The organism is Pseudomonas sp. Root401 (genome assembly GCF_001425105.1).
Taxonomy (GTDB): domain Bacteria; phylum Pseudomonadota; class Gammaproteobacteria; order Pseudomonadales; family Pseudomonadaceae; genus Aquipseudomonas; species Aquipseudomonas brassicacearum.
Genome location: NZ_LMDO01000008.1, coordinates 15584 through 31163 on the forward strand (window position 1 = coordinate 15584; position 15580 = coordinate 31163).

15 protein-coding genes are annotated in these 15580 nt (G+C 62.0%); 3 read left to right on the forward strand and 12 right to left on the reverse strand.

Annotated features, from left to right (window positions below):
* Positions 1-67: 67 nt before the first annotated feature.
* Entirely contained in the window at positions 68-1627 is a 1560-nt protein-coding gene (locus ASC85_RS07695; protein ID WP_057448862.1) for an AmpG family muropeptide MFS transporter, read from the reverse strand.
* Between the two features lie 44 nt (positions 1628-1671).
* On the reverse strand, positions 1672-2049 hold the full coding sequence (locus ASC85_RS07700; RefSeq protein WP_430458898.1) for an MGMT family protein: 378 nt from the start codon (positions 2047-2049) through the stop codon (positions 1672-1674).
* A gap of 136 nt (positions 2050-2185) precedes the next feature.
* On the opposite strand from ASC85_RS07700, the gene ASC85_RS07705 reads away from it, so the two are divergent.
* On the forward strand, positions 2186-3193 hold the full coding sequence (locus ASC85_RS07705; RefSeq protein WP_057448864.1) for a DUF481 domain-containing protein: 1008 nt from the start codon (positions 2186-2188) through the stop codon (positions 3191-3193).
* 192 nt (positions 3194-3385) lie between these two features.
* On the opposite strand, the gene ASC85_RS07710 is transcribed toward ASC85_RS07705, so the two are convergent.
* On the reverse strand, positions 3386-3595 hold the full coding sequence (locus ASC85_RS07710; protein ID WP_002554837.1) for a cold-shock protein: 210 nt from the start codon (positions 3593-3595) through the stop codon (positions 3386-3388).
* Between the two features lie 354 nt (positions 3596-3949).
* On the opposite strand from ASC85_RS07710, the gene dcd reads away from it, so the two are divergent.
* The gene (dcd, locus tag ASC85_RS07715) at positions 3950-4516 is read left to right on the forward strand and encodes a dCTP deaminase (protein ID WP_003184751.1); all 567 of its coding nucleotides are present in this window, start codon (positions 3950-3952) and stop codon (positions 4514-4516) included.
* Between the two features lie 102 nt (positions 4517-4618).
* A complete protein-coding gene (locus ASC85_RS07720; RefSeq protein WP_003184748.1) occupies positions 4619-4825 on the forward strand; it encodes a hypothetical protein in 207 nt (68 codons plus the stop codon).
* A 36-nt stretch (positions 4826-4861) separates the two neighbouring features.
* Here the strand turns inward: ASC85_RS07720 and pdeM are convergent, their stop codons facing one another.
* The 9 genes from pdeM to ASC85_RS07765 all read right to left on the reverse strand — a co-directional run bounded on the left by pdeM (position 4862) and on the right by ASC85_RS07765 (position 15540).
* Positions 4862-5518: a ligase-associated DNA damage response endonuclease PdeM gene (gene pdeM, locus ASC85_RS07725; protein ID WP_057448865.1), complete on the reverse strand. Its 657-nt coding sequence runs from the start codon at positions 5516-5518 to the stop codon at positions 4862-4864.
* On the reverse strand, positions 5518-8004 hold the full coding sequence (locus ASC85_RS07730; protein WP_057448866.1) for a ligase-associated DNA damage response DEXH box helicase: 2487 nt from the start codon (positions 8002-8004) through the stop codon (positions 5518-5520). Before ASC85_RS07730 ends, pdeM begins: the two co-directional genes overlap by 1 nt.
* A 285-nt stretch (positions 8005-8289) precedes the next feature.
* A complete protein-coding gene (locus ASC85_RS07735) occupies positions 8290-9054 on the reverse strand; it encodes an ABC transporter ATP-binding protein (RefSeq protein ID WP_057448867.1) in 765 nt (254 codons plus the stop codon).
* Between the two features lie 13 nt (positions 9055-9067).
* Positions 9068-10186, reverse strand: coding sequence for a succinylglutamate desuccinylase/aspartoacylase family protein (locus ASC85_RS07740; RefSeq protein WP_057448868.1), 1119 nt, complete (start codon positions 10184-10186; stop codon positions 9068-9070).
* 27 nt (positions 10187-10213) lie between these two features.
* Positions 10214-10924, reverse strand: coding sequence for an ABC transporter permease (locus tag ASC85_RS07745; RefSeq protein ID WP_057448869.1), 711 nt, complete (start codon positions 10922-10924; stop codon positions 10214-10216).
* Entirely contained in the window at positions 10921-11649 is a 729-nt protein-coding gene (locus ASC85_RS07750; protein WP_057448870.1) for an ABC transporter permease, read from the reverse strand. The genes ASC85_RS07745 and ASC85_RS07750 overlap by 4 nt, the downstream gene beginning before the upstream one ends.
* Before the next feature lie 58 nt (positions 11650-11707).
* The gene (locus ASC85_RS07755; protein WP_057448871.1) at positions 11708-12490 is read right to left on the reverse strand and encodes a transporter substrate-binding domain-containing protein; all 783 of its coding nucleotides are present in this window, start codon (positions 12488-12490) and stop codon (positions 11708-11710) included.
* A 336-nt stretch (positions 12491-12826) separates the two neighbouring features.
* Positions 12827-14515, reverse strand: a complete 1689-nt coding sequence (locus tag ASC85_RS07760) for an ATP-dependent DNA ligase (RefSeq protein ID WP_057448872.1) — start codon at positions 14513-14515, stop codon at positions 12827-12829.
* Positions 14512-15540, reverse strand: a complete 1029-nt coding sequence (locus tag ASC85_RS07765) for a ligase-associated DNA damage response exonuclease (RefSeq protein ID WP_057448873.1) — start codon at positions 15538-15540, stop codon at positions 14512-14514. The genes ASC85_RS07760 and ASC85_RS07765 overlap by 4 nt, the downstream gene beginning before the upstream one ends.
* Positions 15541-15580 lie beyond the last annotated feature (40 nt).

The window sequence follows — 15580 nt, forward strand, 5'->3', positions numbered from 1 at the left end:
TGGCGTACAGGCGCGTGGCCGGTCGCCCGATGCGAACGCCGGTTTCCCCGGCGTTTTCTGAAGTTTCCTACGACTCTTCCGCAGGCCGGGTGGGCGCCGGTTCCGCAGTGGGCGTCGAGCCCTGGCGACGGTTCTCCTGGAACCAGTGCAAGGCGATCAGCAGCAGGGTCGGAACGCCCAGCAACGCGGTGATCAGGAAAAAGTTGTGATAGCCGAACTTCTCCACCATCACCCCTGAATAACCACCGATCAGGCGCGGCAGCAACAGCATGATCGAACTGAGCAGGGCGTATTGGGTGGCGGAGAATTTCAGGTTGGTCAGGCTCGACAGGTAGGCGACGAACGCCGAAGTGGCCAGGCCGGAGCTGAAGTTGTCCAGGGAGATGGTGACAATCAACATCTTCAGGTTGGCGCCCATGTCCGTGAGCATCAGGAAGAGGATGTTGGTGCCGGCCGAGGCGACGCCGCCGATGAACAGGATGGGCAGGATGCCGAAACGTACGATCAGCAGGCCGCCCATGCCGGCACCGACGAGGGTCATGATCAACCCGAAAATCTTGCTGACGCTGGCAATCTGGTCCTTGGTGAACCCTTGGTCGATGTAGAACACGTTGGCCATGACGCCCATGACCGTGTCGGACATCCGATAGGTCGCGATCAGCCCGAGCAACAGCAGGGCCTGCCAGCGGTAACGCAGGATGAAATCGTTGACCGGGGTCAGCACCGGCGCCAGCCCCCGGCGACCCATGGCCGACAGGCACAGGGCCGTCAGGATGATATAGAGGATGGCCCGCAGGAACGCGCGGTCTTCGAGCAACAGGTCAAGCAGGCTGACGCCCTCGAACAGCACGCTGGCGAAGTCGGTGTTGTAGAGCTGGGTGAACATCGCCGGGACAGACACCAGCAGCACGATCAGCACGAACACCGACGCCAGTTGATGGGCGAACGAGTAGCGTCCGGCCTGCAGTTGAGTGCGCAGCGGCACCGGCGGTTCGCGCATGAACAGTGAGGTGAGCAGCGCCGGGACCATCAATACGCCGAACAGCAGGTAGGTGCCGGCCCAGGCCGAGTGTTTGTAGCTGAAGCCGGTGGAGCCAAACCCTTCGGCGAAGAACAGGGCGCCGGCGGTGGCCAGCAGTGCCGCGATGCGGTAGCCGGACATGTAGCTGGCGGCGAGGGCGGCCTGGCGGGTGTCGTCGGCGATCTCCAGGCGATAGGCGTCGACGGCGATGTCCTGCGTCGCCGAGGCGAAGGCCACGATGACGGCGATGGCAATCAACCATGACAGGTGTTTCTGTGGGTCGCAGAAACCCATGCCGATCAGGCCGAGGATTACCAGGCCTTGGGAGAGCACCAGCCATGAACGCCGACGCCCGAGTTTACCCAGCAGCGGCAGGCGCCATTGGTCGAGCAGCGGCGACCAGACCCACTTAAAGGCGTATGCCAGGCCGATCAGGCTCGCGTAGCCGATGGTTTCGCGGGCCACACCGGCTTCGCGCAACCAGACCGAAAGCGTGGAAAACACCAGCATGTACGGCAAGCCGGCGGCGAAGCCAAGCAGCAACAGCACGAGCGTCGAGGGACTGGCATAGGCGGCGAGGGCGGCGCGCCAGGTTTTACGGGGCATGGGCTGGAGTCTGCCTCAAAAATTGCGAAAACAAAGCGCGCACTCTAACCGCTGTGCTCTACCGGGCGCCAGCCATGGCGCTGAATATCAACACGATTGTTCAGGACGCTGATCCCTTCCATGCGCAGGCGTGCGCGCTGTTCATCCCCTGAGGCGCTGCCCACCGGCAGGCTGATCCGACCGCCGGCACCCAATACCCGATGCCAGGGCAGTTTCGTGTCGTTCGGCAACTGGCTGAGGGTCCGCCCGACCCAGCGCGCCGCGCGGCCCAGGCCGGCCATTTCAGCCAGTTGGCCATAGGTGACCACCTTGCCCGCTGGCACTTGTGCCAGGGTCAGGTAAAGGGTGGTGCGGCGGATTTGGGCGCCGTTCTCGGTGTCCGCTGGGGTATCGGTCACGTAAAGGGTTCCTGAAATGGGGATGTCCGTCTGTAGATTAATTCCTACAAGGCGGATTGAGAAATGAACTCATCACCCTTGCGTAGGTCAGTCCTTGCTGAGGTGTCATCCTGGGGGATAATGCCGCCTTTTCACCGCAAACTTGAGCCCTTTATCGCTTATGTTGTCTAGAACCCTGCTATGCCTGGCTGTTACCAGCGCCTCCATGCCCTTGCTTGCCGACACTGTCTGGTTGAAGAATGGGGACAAACTCAGTGGCAAGATTACCGTTTTTGATGGCGGCAAGTTGCTGATCCAGACCGATTACGCCGGTGCGATTCCCATCGACTGGAAACAGGTCAAGACCCTGGAGAGTGACCAGCAACTCTTGGTCAAGCAGGATGCTTATACCGGCGAGAAGGCCAAGGCGCTGCATGCGGCCGAGGATGGCAAGGTCACCTTGGCCAACGGTGATGCGCCCAAGACCGTGGAGCTGGCCAGTATCCAGCAGATCCTCAAGCCCAAGCCGGTGGTCGAGGACCTGGTGTGGAAGGGCAACATCGATGCCGCGCTGGATTACCAGCGTGCGGAAAAAGATACCGACGATTACGACATCGACTTCAAGACTTCGGCGCGCCACGGCAGATGGCGGCACACCGCCGAGGGTGAATACAACCGTGAGTTCCAGGACGATGTGGTTTCCGCCGATAACTGGCGCCTGGAATACTCCCTCGACCGGTTCCTGACGGACAAATGGTTCTGGCAAGGCCGCCTGAACTACAAGCGCGACAAAGTCGAAGACCTGGCGCGCCAGCGCGTGGTGGGTACCGGTCCGGGCTATCAGTTCTGGGATGACGAGCTGGGCGCGTTCTCGCTGGGCTCGCTGTTGAACCGCACCGACTATGAGTACCGCGACGGCGGCAAGGACAACTTCTATTCCGTCGCCATGAAGTGGGACTACAACCGCTACCTGATTGGCAAGCGCGTCGAGTTCTTCACCAACGGCGAAGTGGGCAAGCCGCTGTCCGGCGTGGCGGAGTACGCCTATGACGCCGAGATGGGGCTGCGCTACAAGGTCACCGACTGGGCTTCGCTCAATCTCAAGGCCGAGAAAGATGTCATTGAAGGCACCGAAGACAGCGACTTGAGCAAGACGCGCTACACGGCTGGATTTGGCGTGACCTGGTAACTTCCGGCAAACAACGAACCCTCCTGTGGGAGCGAGCTTGCTCGCGATAGCGGTTTATCAGTCAGCGTTGATGTTGCTGGTCCACCGCTATCGCGAGCAAGCTCCCACAGTTTTTTGTGCGCCGGCAAAAACAGACAGGCACAAAAAAGCCCCGCTTTTGAGGGCGGGGCCTTTTACTAAAGCAAGGACAAGTTAGATAACTTGAACTTCTTCAGCTTGCATGCCTTTCTGACCGCGGGTAGCGATGAAAGAAACCTGTTGGCCTTCTTTCAGGCTTTTGAAGCCGTCGGATTGGATAGCTTTGAAGTGAACGAACAGGTCGTCACCGGATTGTGGGGTGATGAAGCCGAAGCCTTTTTCATCGTTGAACCACTTAACGGTACCGGTTTGGCGATTAGACATGGTGTAACTCCTTGAACAAAGATAACTGCGACTCAGGAAGAACCCTGGCCGAGACTGAGTGCAAAGAGCAGGAAAAATTCTTGTAGATGGTTGGATCGAAATTCAACATATCGTGTAGAGATTCTCAGTGACACAAGCAGCACAGTGGCGCCACCTTAACCCTTTTTCCAGAATGTGCCAATGGTCTTTGCGAAGGTTTCTCTTATTTGGTGACTGACGGCGCGGGCGATGGCCGGCAGGACCCGGAAATCAAGGCGGATCGGCGAGATTTGTGTGCCGCGCTTTGAACTCGGACCCGTGCCCCAGTAAGATGCCGGACGTATTTTTTCCACCTCGCTATTTCAGGAAACCGCCATGAGCATCAAATCGGACAAGTGGATTCGCCGCATGGCGCAAGAGCACGGCATGATCGAGCCCTTCGTCGAACGCCAGATGCGTGGCGAAGGCGCCGACCGGCTGATCTCCTTTGGTGTCTCCAGCTACGGCTACGACGTGCGCTGCGCCGACGAATTCAAGGTGTTCACCAATATCAATTCGGCCACCGTCGACCCGAAGAACTTCGACGAGAAGAGCTTCGTCGACGTCAAGAGCGACGTTTGCATCATCCCGCCGAACTCCTTCGCCCTGGCGCGCACCGTCGAGTACTTCCGCATTCCGCGCAACGTACTGACCATTTGCCTGGGCAAGAGCACCTACGCCCGTTGCGGAATCATCGTCAACGTCACGCCGCTGGAACCCGAGTGGGAAGGCCACGTGACCCTGGAATTCTCCAACACCACGACCCTGCCGGCGAAAATCTACGCCAACGAGGGTGTGGCGCAGATGCTGTTCCTGGAATCCGATGAAGAATGTGAAGTTTCCTACAAGGATCGTGGCGGCAAGTACCAGGGCCAGCGCGGCGTGACGCTGCCGCGTACCTGAATCTGACGAGCTGTTGGAATTCCTGGGCGGGCAGACACTCTATTGAGTGTACTGCCCGTTTTTGTGCGTCAGCGCAGCGGGCCTTCGCTCAGGAGTTGCTCTATGAAGATCGATCCGCGAATCAGTGCCGAACTGGCAAGGCTTGAGCCCAATCAGATCGGCGTCATGGCCTGGTCATTGCTGGCCCATCCTGTCGAAGCGGCGGGCGGCATCCCTGGTCAGCCCGATCCCGATACCCCCAACGAACAACCTACCGAACCCGGCGAGCCTACCCTGCCGGACGAGCCGCCTCCTGCGCCTGTTGCCTGATGAGACGATGGCCCGCCAGCGATAGCACAGAGTGCTTCAGTTGACGGGCCATATTTCGTTATCGCCGATGACAAAAATCCTGCAATTGCTGCCTTGCTCGACTCGATAACCGCCCGTGAACGCACCGAAGGCCGGCAGCAGGCTGATTTCGCTGCCCAGCCGAAAGCAGGCCAGGCGCAGGCGTTGCCGGCCCTTGCCGCTCAGGTGATAGACCGGGTGCACGTGACCGGCCAGCACATGGCGGCTGGGATGCGGGGCAGGCTCGTGTTGCACGGCGAAAGGACCGAGAAGCAATGGCTCCGGTACGACGCGAATGTTCAGCGCTGGCGGTGGGTTACCGGCGCGTTTGTCGTGGTTGCCACGAATCAGCGTCATGGCCAGGTGCGGATGTCGCTCACGCCAATCGGAAAGTGCCTTCAAGGTGCCGGGCGCATGAGAGCCGGGGCCGTGGAGAAAATCCCCGAGAAAGATCAACTGTCGGCACTGCAGGCTGGCCAGCAATGCATCCAGTACGGCGATGTTGCTGGCGGTGGTGCCGTGGGGCACTGGTTGCCCGAGGCTGCGATAGGCGGCGGCCTTGCCGAAATGAACATCGGCCACCATCAGGGTTTCCTGGGCGGGCCAGTACACGGCTTTTTCCGGGAGCAACCAGAGTTCTTCGCCGGCCAGGCTTACGGGATAAGGCGCTGGCATCAGGCGTCACCTCGATCGGCAGTCTTTTCCAGCTCGCCGACCATCCGCCGGATGCGGTCGGCGAGCTTTTCCGAGCTCATGCTTTCCCGGAATCGCTCCACCAACAGCGCAAACCCGAGCGGGGTGGGGCGCTTGATCACGTGCAGGTCCAGCTTCAAGGTATTGAGGCGTTGCAAGGTCTGCTCCAGTCGATGGATATCCAATTCTTCGCGCAAGACTTCCTCCCCGGCCTGGGCCAGCAAGAGATTGTCGGCGTCGTATTGCTTGAACACCTGGAAGAACAACCCGCTGGACGCCTGGACTTGCCGGGTGCTTTTTGGTGCACCGGGATAACCGGCGAAGACCAGCCCGGCGATCCGGGCGATTTCGCGAAAGCGCCTGAGGGCCAATTCCCCGGCATTCAGGCTCGCAAGTACGTCGGTCAGCAGATGATCGACGCTCAGCAGGCCCGGGGTCAGGTATTGCGACCAGTCCACAGCCGTGGCACTGAGCAGTTCCAGGCCGTAGTCGTTGACCGCAATGGAAAACGTCAGCGGTTGTTGCCGGCTGACACGCCAGGCCAGGAGGCTGGCCAGGCCCAGATGCACCTGGCGCCCGGCAAACGGATACAGGAACAGGTGCCAGCCTTCCCGGGACTTGAGGGCTTCGGCCAGCAATGTGCTTTGTGTGGGCAAACCGGACCAGCGTTGCTGGGTCAAGAGCAGGGGCTGCACGGCGTGCATCTCCGGGCCCTTGAAGCGGCCCGCGGCGGCTTCGCTCAAACGGGCCACGACGGCGGCGGCCAACTCGCTGGAGAGCGGCATGCGCCCGCCGTTCCAGCGCGGCACAGCGGCCTTCTTGGCCTGGCTGCGTCGCACGTAGGCGGTCATGTCCTCGACCCGGACCAACTCCAACAAGCGCCCGGCGAACAGGAAACCGTCACCGGGGCGCAGGCGGGCGATGAAGCCTTCCTCTACGCTGCCCAGGGTCTTGCCGCCTCCGCCCTTGCTCCAGAACTTCAATTGCAGGCTGGCATCGCTGACGATGGTACCGATGCTCATGCGGTGACGCCGGGCCAGGCGTGCGTCAGGCACTCGCCAGACTCCGTGTTCGTCCGGTTCGACACGTCGGTAATCGGGGTAGGCGGTCAGTGACAGGCCGCCATGGCGTACAAAAGCCAGGGCCCAGGCCCATTCGACCGGGTTGAGGTCGCGGTAGGCCCAGGCACCTCGTACTTCGTCGAACAATTCGTCGGGAACGAAGCCGCCACCCAGGGCCATGCTCACCAAGTGTTGCACCAGGACATCCAGCGGCTTGTGGGGCGATTCGCGCGGTTCGATGCGCCGTTGGGCCACGGCGTCCTGCGCGGCGGCGGCCTCGATCAATTCCAGGCTGTGGGTCGGCACCAGCGTCACCCGCGAGGTCCGGCCCGGTGCGTGGCCGGAGCGCCCGGCCCGTTGCATCAATCGTGCTAGGCCCTTGGCCGAGCCGATCTGCAGCACTCGTTCCACCAGCAGGAAATCCACCCCCAGGTCCAGGCTGGACGTGCAGACCACCGCTTTGAGCTGGCCGTCCTTCAATGCCTGTTCCACCCAATCCCGGGTCTCACGCGACAGTGAACTATGGTGCAGGGCGATCAACCCGGCCCAATCGGACCGCGCCTCAAGAAGCGCCTGATACCAGATTTCCGACTGTGCCCGGGTGTTGGTGAAGACCAGGCAACTGTTGCTGGCGTCGATTTCGGCCACAACCTGAGGCAGCATCTTCAGGCCGATGTGCCCGGCCCACGGGAAACGTTCGAGGGTCGGGGGTAGCAGCGTGTCGACCCGCAGCGCCTTGCCATCGGCCCCCTGCACGCTGATCCCGTTGCCTTGCGGGATCAATACCTGTTCGGCGTGGGCCTGGTTGCCCAGGGTCGCGGACACGCCCCAGACGATGAGTTCGGGATGCCAGCGCCGCAAGCGCGCCAGGGCCAGTTGCAATTGCACGCCACGTTTGTTGCCGAGCAACTCGTGCCATTCATCCACCACGACCATGCGCAGGGTCGAGACGGCGGCGTGCGCATCGCCCCGGGCGAGGATCAGGGTCAGGCTTTCGGGGGTGGTGATCAGCGCGGTGGGCAGGCGCCGGCCCTGGCGGGCGCGTTCGCTGGCGCTGGTATCGCCGGTGCGCAGGCCGACGTTCCATGGCAGGCGCAGGTCTGCCAGGGGCGCTTCGAGGGCTTTGCCGGTGTCGGCCGCCAATGCGCGCATCGGCGTGATCCACAGGACCGTCAGTGGTTCGGCCGGCGGTTTGCGTTTGCGCGGTTTATCCAGCGGCGGTGCTGGTCGGGCGAAACGGTTGAGGGCGGCAAACCAGACTGCGTAGGTCTTGCCGGCACCGGTATTGGCATGCAGCAGCCCGGACTCCCCCCGCTTGACCGCGGCCCATACCTGCTTTTGAAAGGCGAACGGCTTCCAGCCGCGGGCGCTGAACCACTGTTTCGCGAAATTGTTGGATGTCGCCATGCTTGCCGTGTGCGCCCTTGAAGTCCTTATCCAGTGACCACGGCGGGATGCGAAAGGTTTTATGGCATACCGCGACGCAGCAAGCCGGGGTGAAGGAATTCTTCTGGTCAGGAGGCTCTTGTGGCGAGGGAGCTTGCTCCCGCTGGTCGTAGGAGCTGCCGAAGGCTGCGATCTTTTGATCTTGATCTTTCGCTCACGATTCAAGTGGCTGTGGAAAGATCGCAGCCTCGTTGCACTCGACAGCTCCTACGGGTTTACCCCTGCGCCACAGGAACTGATGCGAGCTTATTTCAGGTTGCCACTGAGAAACTGCTTGAGCCGTTCGCTGGTGGGATTGCCCAGCACGTCTTCCGGCCTGCCTTCTTCTTCCACCAGGCCCTGGTGCAGGAACAGCACCTGGTTCGAGACTTTGCGGGCGAAGCTCATTTCGTGGGTCACCATGATCATGGTCCGGCCTTCCTCAGCCAGGCCCTGGATCACCTTCAGCACTTCACCCACCAGCTCGGGGTCCAGGGCCGAGGTGGGTTCGTCGAACAGCATCACCTCCGGCTCCATCGCCAGGGCACGGGCAATGGCCACGCGCTGTTGCTGGCCGCCGGAGAGGAACGCCGGGTATTGCTCGGCGACCCGTGCCGGCAGGCCGACCTTGTCGAGATAACGACGGGCGCGATCATCCGCTTCCTGCTTGCTGACCCCCAGCACCCGGCGCGGCGCCATGGTGATGTTTTCCAGCACGGTCATGTGGCTCCACAGGTTGAAGTGCTGGAACACCATGGCCAGGCGCGTGCGGATGCGTTGCAGTTCGTCGGCGTCGGCCACGTGCATGCCGTGGCGGTCCTTGATCATCCGGATCGGCTGGCCGTCCAGGCTCATGGCGCCGTCGTTGGGTTGCTCCAGGAAGTTGATGCAGCGCAAAAAGGTACTTTTGCCTGAGCCGCTGGCGCCAATGAGGCTGATGACGTCGCCGGTCTTGGCCTTGAGCGAAACGCCCTTGAGCACTTTATGTTCGCCATAGCTTTTGTGCAGGCCTTCGATGGTCAGTTTGTACATGGAGCATGCATCCTCAAGGCGAAAGTAGGTAGCCGCTGCGGTAGGCTTCGGTGCCGGCGACATGGGCGATCACCATGCCGGCCGTGGCCATGCGGCGCAGCGAACGGGCGTACAGCAGCCCGGCGTTACGGCAATGAACGGGGGTGACGGTGTCGTTGACCGGGTCGATGACTTCCGCGATCAGTTGCCCCGCCTCCAGGTATTCGCCGGGCAGGGCGCTGTAGACCAGCAAGCCCCCCACGGGCGTCGCCACCGGCTCGACCGCGGCCAGCGGCGTGGCCGGGTAGGGCAGATCGGGCATGGGCATCGGTTCGCCGTCGATGGCGCCGAAGCGGATCAGGTACTCGATCAAAGCCTGGCAGTCCAGGCTCGCCAGCCCGTGGTTGACGTCACCCTGGCCACGCAATTCCACGGTGACCGAAAAACTGCCCAGGGGAATCTCGAAGCGGTCGCCGAAGCGTTCCTTGAGTTGCCACCAGAGCAGGGTGAAGCATTCGTCGAACGACTGGCCGCCCGAATCGGTTGCCAGCAGGCAGGCTTCGGCGCCGATGTAGCGGGCCAGCGGCTCGACCTGTGGCCAGGCTTCGGGTGTGGTGTAGAGGTGGGCCACGGCCTCGAAGTCGCAATGCAGGTCCAGCACCATGTCGGCGTCGCAGGCCAGCCGTTGCAGGGCCAGGCGCAGGGATTGCAATTGCGTGCCTGGGGTTTGCCGGGCGAGGGCGTCGCGCAGGCTGGTGCGGATCAGCATCAGGTTGTGCTGGGGATCGTCGGTGAGCAGGTCCTGGATTTCGTTGCCGATCTCTTCGCTCAGGTCGACGAAGCGGCGGTTGAAGTTCTGCCCGCTCTCGGTTTCGTAGCGGCCCAGGGGCACGTCCATCAGCACTTGTTCGAGGCCGATAGGGTTGGCGACGGGTACCAGCACGATCTCGTGCCGCAGGTGGCCCGACGCTTCGAGTTCGGCCAGGCGCTGCTTGAGGTGCCAGGCAACCAGCATGCCCGGCAGTTCATCGGCGTGCAGGGACGCCTGGATATAGATTTTGCCGACGGCTTTTTCCGGGCCGAAGTGAAAGCTGTGGATCTTGCGTGCAGTCCCCGGTACGGGGGCCAGCAGGTCATGGATCTGGTGGCGCATGTGCGTGTGTGTCCTGGAACAAAAGCCCTAGTGAGTCGGCCCGAGAAAGGCCAGCCAGCGGCGTTCGGCGAGGCGGAAGAGGCCCACCAGTGCAAAGGTGACGGTCAGGTAGATCAACGCGGCGATCCCGAACGACTGGAACGTCAGGAACGTCGCCGAGTTGGCGTCCCGGGCCACTTTCAGCACGTCTGGAACGGTAGCGGTGAACGCCACGGTCGTCGAGTGCAGCATCAAGATGACTTCGTTGCTGTAGTACGGCAGCGAGCGGCGCAGCGCCGACGGCATGATCACGTAGGTGTACAGCTTCCAACCGGTCAGGCCGTAGGCCTTGGCCGCTTCGACTTCGTCATGGTTCATGCTGCGAATCGCCCCGGCAAAAATTTCCGTGGTGTAGGCGCAGGTGTTCAAGGCGAAGGCCAGGATCGTGCAGTTCATCGCATCGCGAAAGAAGCTGTCGAGCAGGGGCTGGGCGCGCACCGCCGCGATGCTGTAGATGCCGGTGTAGCAGATCAGCAACTGGATATAGAGCGGTGTGCCCCGGAACAGGTAGGTGTAGAACTGTACCGGCCAGCGGACGTAGAACTTGGGTGAAACCCGGGCGATGGACAGCGGGATCGATACCACGAAACCGATCAGCAGCGAGGCGCTGAGCAGCCACAGGGTCATGGCCAGGCCCGTGACGTTGACGCCATCGCTGTAAAGGAATGGCCGCCAGTATTCTTGCAGAAGTTCGATCATCGCACCGCCTCCCGGGCTCCGGCGGCGTAGCGGCGTTCAAGCCAGCGCAGGATGAAGTTGGACGCGCTGGTGATCAGCAGATAGATCAGTGCCGCCAGTACCAGGAAGTAAAACAGCTGGTAGGTGCTCTTGCCCGCATCCTGGGCCGCCTTGACCAGGTCGGCCAGGCCGATGATCGATACCAGCGCGGTGGCCTTGAGCATCACCATCCAGTTGTTGCCGATACCCGGCAGGGCAAAGCGCATCATTTGTGGAAACACCACGAAGCGAAAGCGCTGGCCACGCTTGAGGCCATAGGCCGTGGCGGCTTCGACCTGGCCCCGGGGGACCGCGAGGATCGCGCCGCGAAAGGTTTCGGTGAAGTACGCGCCATAGATGAAGCCCAGGGTGATCACCCCGGCGCCGAATGGGTTGATCTCGATGTATTCCCATTCCATGAAATCGGTAAGCGAGGTCAGCCAGGTTTGCAGGCTGTAGAAAATCAGCAGCATCAGCACCAGGTCCGGCACGCCACGGATCAGCGTGGTGTAGAGCTGGGCAGGGATTCGCAGCAGTTTGACGCTGGACAGCTTGGCACTGGCGCCCAGCAGGCCGAGCAAGACGCTCAACAACAGGGACAGGGCCGACAGCTTGATGGTCATCCAGGTGCCTTGCATCAGCAGCGGGCCAAAGCCCTGCAGGCTGAAGGCGGAGAGCCCCAGATTTTGTAGGAGTTGTTCGAACATGGAAGAAAGCCTTTGGCAGGAGAAAAGCGCCCATCCGAGACCGGATGGGCGCAGCGCATTATTTGCCGCTATACAGATTCAGATCGCCAAAGTGTTTTTTCTGGATCTCGGCGTACTTGCCGTCGTCGTGTAACGCTTTGATACCTTTATCCAAAAGCGCCTTCAGCTCACTGTTACCTTTCTTGATACCGATCGCGGTCTTGGATGGCAGCAGTTCGCTGTCCACCGGCTTGCTGACTTCATAGCCTTCGCCTTTTGGCGATTTCAGGAAGCCCAGCTCAGCCTGGAGCATGTCCTGAATCGCGGCATCGAGGCGACCCGAGGTCAGGTCGGAATAAACCTGGTCCTGGTTCTGGTAGGCCTGGGTCTTGACGCCGGCCTTGTCCAGCACGGCCTTGGCGTAGGCTTCCTGGATGGTGCCTTGCTCGTAGCCGACGGTCTTGCCTTTGAGCGAGGCAACGTCTTCGCTCAGGCCCGAGCCCTTCTTGAATACATAGGCGGTTGGGCCGGAGAACAATTCGCTGGAGAAGTCGATGGCTTTTTCGCGGGCCGGGGTAACGGTCATGGAGGAGATCACGCCGTCGAACTTATTGGCCTTGAGGCCCGGGATCATGCCGTCGAAATCGCTTTCGACCCATTTGCATTTGACCTTCAGCTCTGCGCAGATCGCATTGCCCAAGTCGATGTCGAAACCGACCAGGCTGCCGTCGGCGGCCTTGGACTCAAACGGGGCGTAGGAAGGGTCGACACCAAAACGCAGTTCCTTGTATTCCTTGGCCGTGGCGACGCCAGCAGCCATGCACAACGCCAGTGCAGAAAGGGTCAGCAGTGCTTTTTTCATTATTCAATCCCTAAAACCAATATGAGCGCTTGTGGCGCGTAAGTATTGTTACCGGTGAAGGCGAGAACGGTATGACGGCATAAAGGTAGCAATTTCCGAACCAGAGTGCCGAACAAGTGTTTTAAAAGCTTCGGCGGCAGGCAACGGAATGCGATGGTGCGCGGGGATGAGCGTACATCAAAAGATGCACCAGGATAGAGCGGACTCCTGTTGGGCTCTGTAGGAGCTGCCGAAGGCTGCGATCTTTTGATCTTTTGCTCTCGATTTAATTGCCTGGGGAAAGATCGCAGCCTCGCTTCGCTCGACAGCTCCTACAACGGGCCCAGCGGGAGCAAGTTATTTCAGCAGGTCCTGAAGCGTTGCCAAGGTATCTGCCTCGTCGACGTGCTTGTCCTGGCGCCAGCGCAACATCCGTGGAAAGCGCACCGCGATCCCGCTCTTGTGGCGATTGGACAGGGCGATGCCTTCGAAACCCAGTTCGAACACCAGGGTGGGCGTGACGCTGCTCACCGGGCCGAACTTCTCCACGGTGGTCTTGCGCACGATGCTGTCGACTTGGCGCATTTGCGCATCGGTCAGCCCTGAATAAGCCTTGGCAAACGGCACCAACGTGCGCTCGCGACTGTCCGGCGGGTTGTCCCATACGGCGAAGGTGTAGTCGCTGTACAGGCTGGCGCGCCGGCCGTGGCCGCGCTGGGCGTAGATCAGCACCGCGTCGACGCTGAAGGGGTCGATCTTCCATTTCCACCACACGCCCATGTCCTTGGTGCGACCGACGCCATACAGCGCGTTGCGGGCCTTGAGCATCATGCCCTCGACACCGAGGCGGCGAGAGGCTTCGCGTTGCCGGGCGAGGTCGAACCAGTCCTGGCCGGTGACCGTCGGCGATGGCAACAGGACCGGGCTGTGGACACGGGCGATCAGCGCCTCCAGCCGTTCGCGGCGCTCGGCCTGGGGACGGCTGCGCCAGTCCTCGCCTTGCCACTCCAGCAGGTCGTAGGCCATCACCACCACCGGGACATCCTCGAGGATTTTCTTGCCCAGGGTCTTGCGACCGATGCGCTGTTGCAACAGGGCGAAGGGTTGCACCGCCGGTTGCAGCGGCGCCTCCGGGTCGAAGGCGTCCTCGGTCATCGGCCGGGTGGTTTTCCACACCACGATTTCGCCATCGATCACGGTACCGTCGGGCAGTACCTGCGCCAGGGCGTGCAGTTCGGGGAAGCGCTCGGTCAGCAGTTCTTCGCCTCGGGACCAGACCCACAGATGGCCATCGCGCTTGATCACCTGGGAACGGATGCCGTCCCATTTCCATTCCACCTGCCAGTCGTTGGCCGGTCCCAGCAGGGTGTCGAATTGCTCTACCGGGGCAGACAGGGCATGGGCCAGGAAAAACGGATAAGGCTGGCCGCCGCGCTGGGCATGTTCATCGGCGGATTCGGCCGCGATCAGCTTGAGGTAACTGGCGGCCGTCGGACGATGGGACAGGTCGGTGTAGCCCACCAGGCGTTGGGCCACCCGCTTGCTGTCCAGGTTGGCCATGCCGGCCAGGGCCCGGGTTACCAGCAGTTTTGACACGCCGACGCGAAAGCTGCCGGTGATGAGCTTGATGCACAGCATCAGGCTCGGCCGGTCGAGTTGCGCCCACAGCGCCGGGAGCCGTTCAGCCAGGACTTCGGGCGACTCACCGCGCAACGGCAGCAGTTTCTCTTCGATCCACAGCGCCAGGCCTTCATCGGAGCTGTGGGGCGATTCGGGTAATACCAGCGAAATGGTTTCGGCCAGGTCGCCCACGGCCTGATAACTTTCCTCGAACAGCCAGAGCGACAACCCGGATACCTGGACCGCCAACTCCCGCAGGATTTTTACCGGCACCAGTTGCCGTGGACGCCCGCCGGACAGGAAATACACGGCCCACGCCGCGTCCTGGGGCGCAGCCTTGGTGAAATAGGCTTGCATGGCGGCAAGCTTGGCATTGCTGGAGGTGGTGGCGTCGAGTTCGGCGTACAGCTCGGCGAAGGCTTTCATGAGGCCTGCTCCTCGCTGTCGGTAGCCGTGGCAAGGTCTTCTTCGTCATCGCCGTACTCGGTGCTGAACCCCTGGGCGTCGAGGCCTTGCTCGCAGAGATGGCGCACCAGCACGCTTACCGAACCGTGGGTGACCATCACCCGTTCGGCGCCGGTTTGTTCGATGGCCCAGAGCAGGCCAGGCCAGTCGGCGTGGTCGGACAGCACAAAACCCCGGTCCACGCCGCGCCGCCGCCTACCACGCAGGCGCATCCAGCCGCTGGCGAAGGCGTCGCTGTAGTCGCCGAAGCGGCGCATCCAGCTGCTGCCCCCGGCAGAGGGCGGGGCGATGACCAGCGCCTGGCCCATGATCGGGTCGTTCTTGTTGATGTCGCTGGCATAAATGGTCGGCGGCAGATGAACACCGGCCTCGCGGTAGACCCGGTTCAGCGGCTCCACCGCGCCATGGGCCAGGATCGGGCCGAGGCTTTCATCGATGCCGTGAAGAATCCGCTGGGCCTTGCCGAACGAATAGCAGAACAACACGCTGGCTCGCCCGGCGGCGATGTTCCCGCGCCACCACTGGTTGATCTCGTCGAAGACCTGCGCCTGGGGCTGCCAGCGGTAGATCGGCAGGCCGAAGGTCGATTCAGTGATGAAGGTATGGCACTTCACCGGCTCGAACGGGGTGCAGGTGCCGTCAGGCTCGACTTTGTAATCCCCCGACGCCACCCAGACCTCGCCTTGATATTCCAGCCGCACCTGGGCCGAGCCCAGCACATGGCCGGCGGGGTGAAAGCTCAAGGTCACGCCATGATGCGACAGGCGTTTGCCGTAGGGCAGGGTTTGCAGGTTGATGTCCTGGCCCAGGCGTGAACGCAGAATGCCTTCGCCGGGTGCCGCTGCCAGGTAGTGTTGGTTGCCGCTGCGGGCATGGTCGCCGTGGGCGTGGGTGATGACCGAACGTTCCACCGCGCGCCACGGGTCGATGTAGAAATCCCCGGGCGGGCAGTACAAGCCTTCGGGGCGGGCAATGACAAGATCCATGCAGTCACCGGAGCGATGGGCTTGTCAGGTAGAGGCGAGG

Coding starts and splice junctions, on each gene's coding strand:
- ASC85_RS07760 (WP_057448872.1), bottom strand. CDS start 14,515: ATGAAAGCCTTCGCCGAGCTGTACGCCGAACTCGACGCCACCACCTCC.
- ASC85_RS07755 (WP_057448871.1), bottom strand. CDS start 12,490: ATGAAAAAAGCACTGCTGACCCTTTCTGCACTGGCGTTGTGCATGGCT.
- ASC85_RS07730 (WP_057448866.1), bottom strand. CDS start 8,004: ATGGCGACATCCAACAATTTCGCGAAACAGTGGTTCAGCGCCCGCGGC.
- ASC85_RS07750 (WP_057448870.1), bottom strand. CDS start 11,649: ATGTTCGAACAACTCCTACAAAATCTGGGGCTCTCCGCCTTCAGCCTG.
- pdeM (WP_057448865.1), bottom strand. CDS start 5,518: ATGCCAGCGCCTTATCCCGTAAGCCTGGCCGGCGAAGAACTCTGGTTG.
- dcd (WP_003184751.1), top strand. CDS start 3,950: ATGAGCATCAAATCGGACAAGTGGATTCGCCGCATGGCGCAAGAGCAC.
- ASC85_RS07705 (WP_057448864.1), top strand. CDS start 2,186: ATGTTGTCTAGAACCCTGCTATGCCTGGCTGTTACCAGCGCCTCCATG.
- ASC85_RS07720 (WP_003184748.1), top strand. CDS start 4,619: ATGAAGATCGATCCGCGAATCAGTGCCGAACTGGCAAGGCTTGAGCCC.
- ASC85_RS07710 (WP_002554837.1), bottom strand. CDS start 3,595: ATGTCTAATCGCCAAACCGGTACCGTTAAGTGGTTCAACGATGAAAAA.
- ASC85_RS07745 (WP_057448869.1), bottom strand. CDS start 10,924: ATGATCGAACTTCTGCAAGAATACTGGCGGCCATTCCTTTACAGCGAT.
- ASC85_RS07765 (WP_057448873.1), bottom strand. CDS start 15,540: ATGGATCTTGTCATTGCCCGCCCCGAAGGCTTGTACTGCCCGCCCGGG.
- ASC85_RS07740 (WP_057448868.1), bottom strand. CDS start 10,186: ATGCGCCACCAGATCCATGACCTGCTGGCCCCCGTACCGGGGACTGCA.
- ASC85_RS07695 (WP_057448862.1), bottom strand. CDS start 1,627: ATGCCCCGTAAAACCTGGCGCGCCGCCCTCGCCGCCTATGCCAGTCCC.
- ASC85_RS07735 (WP_057448867.1), bottom strand. CDS start 9,054: ATGTACAAACTGACCATCGAAGGCCTGCACAAAAGCTATGGCGAACAT.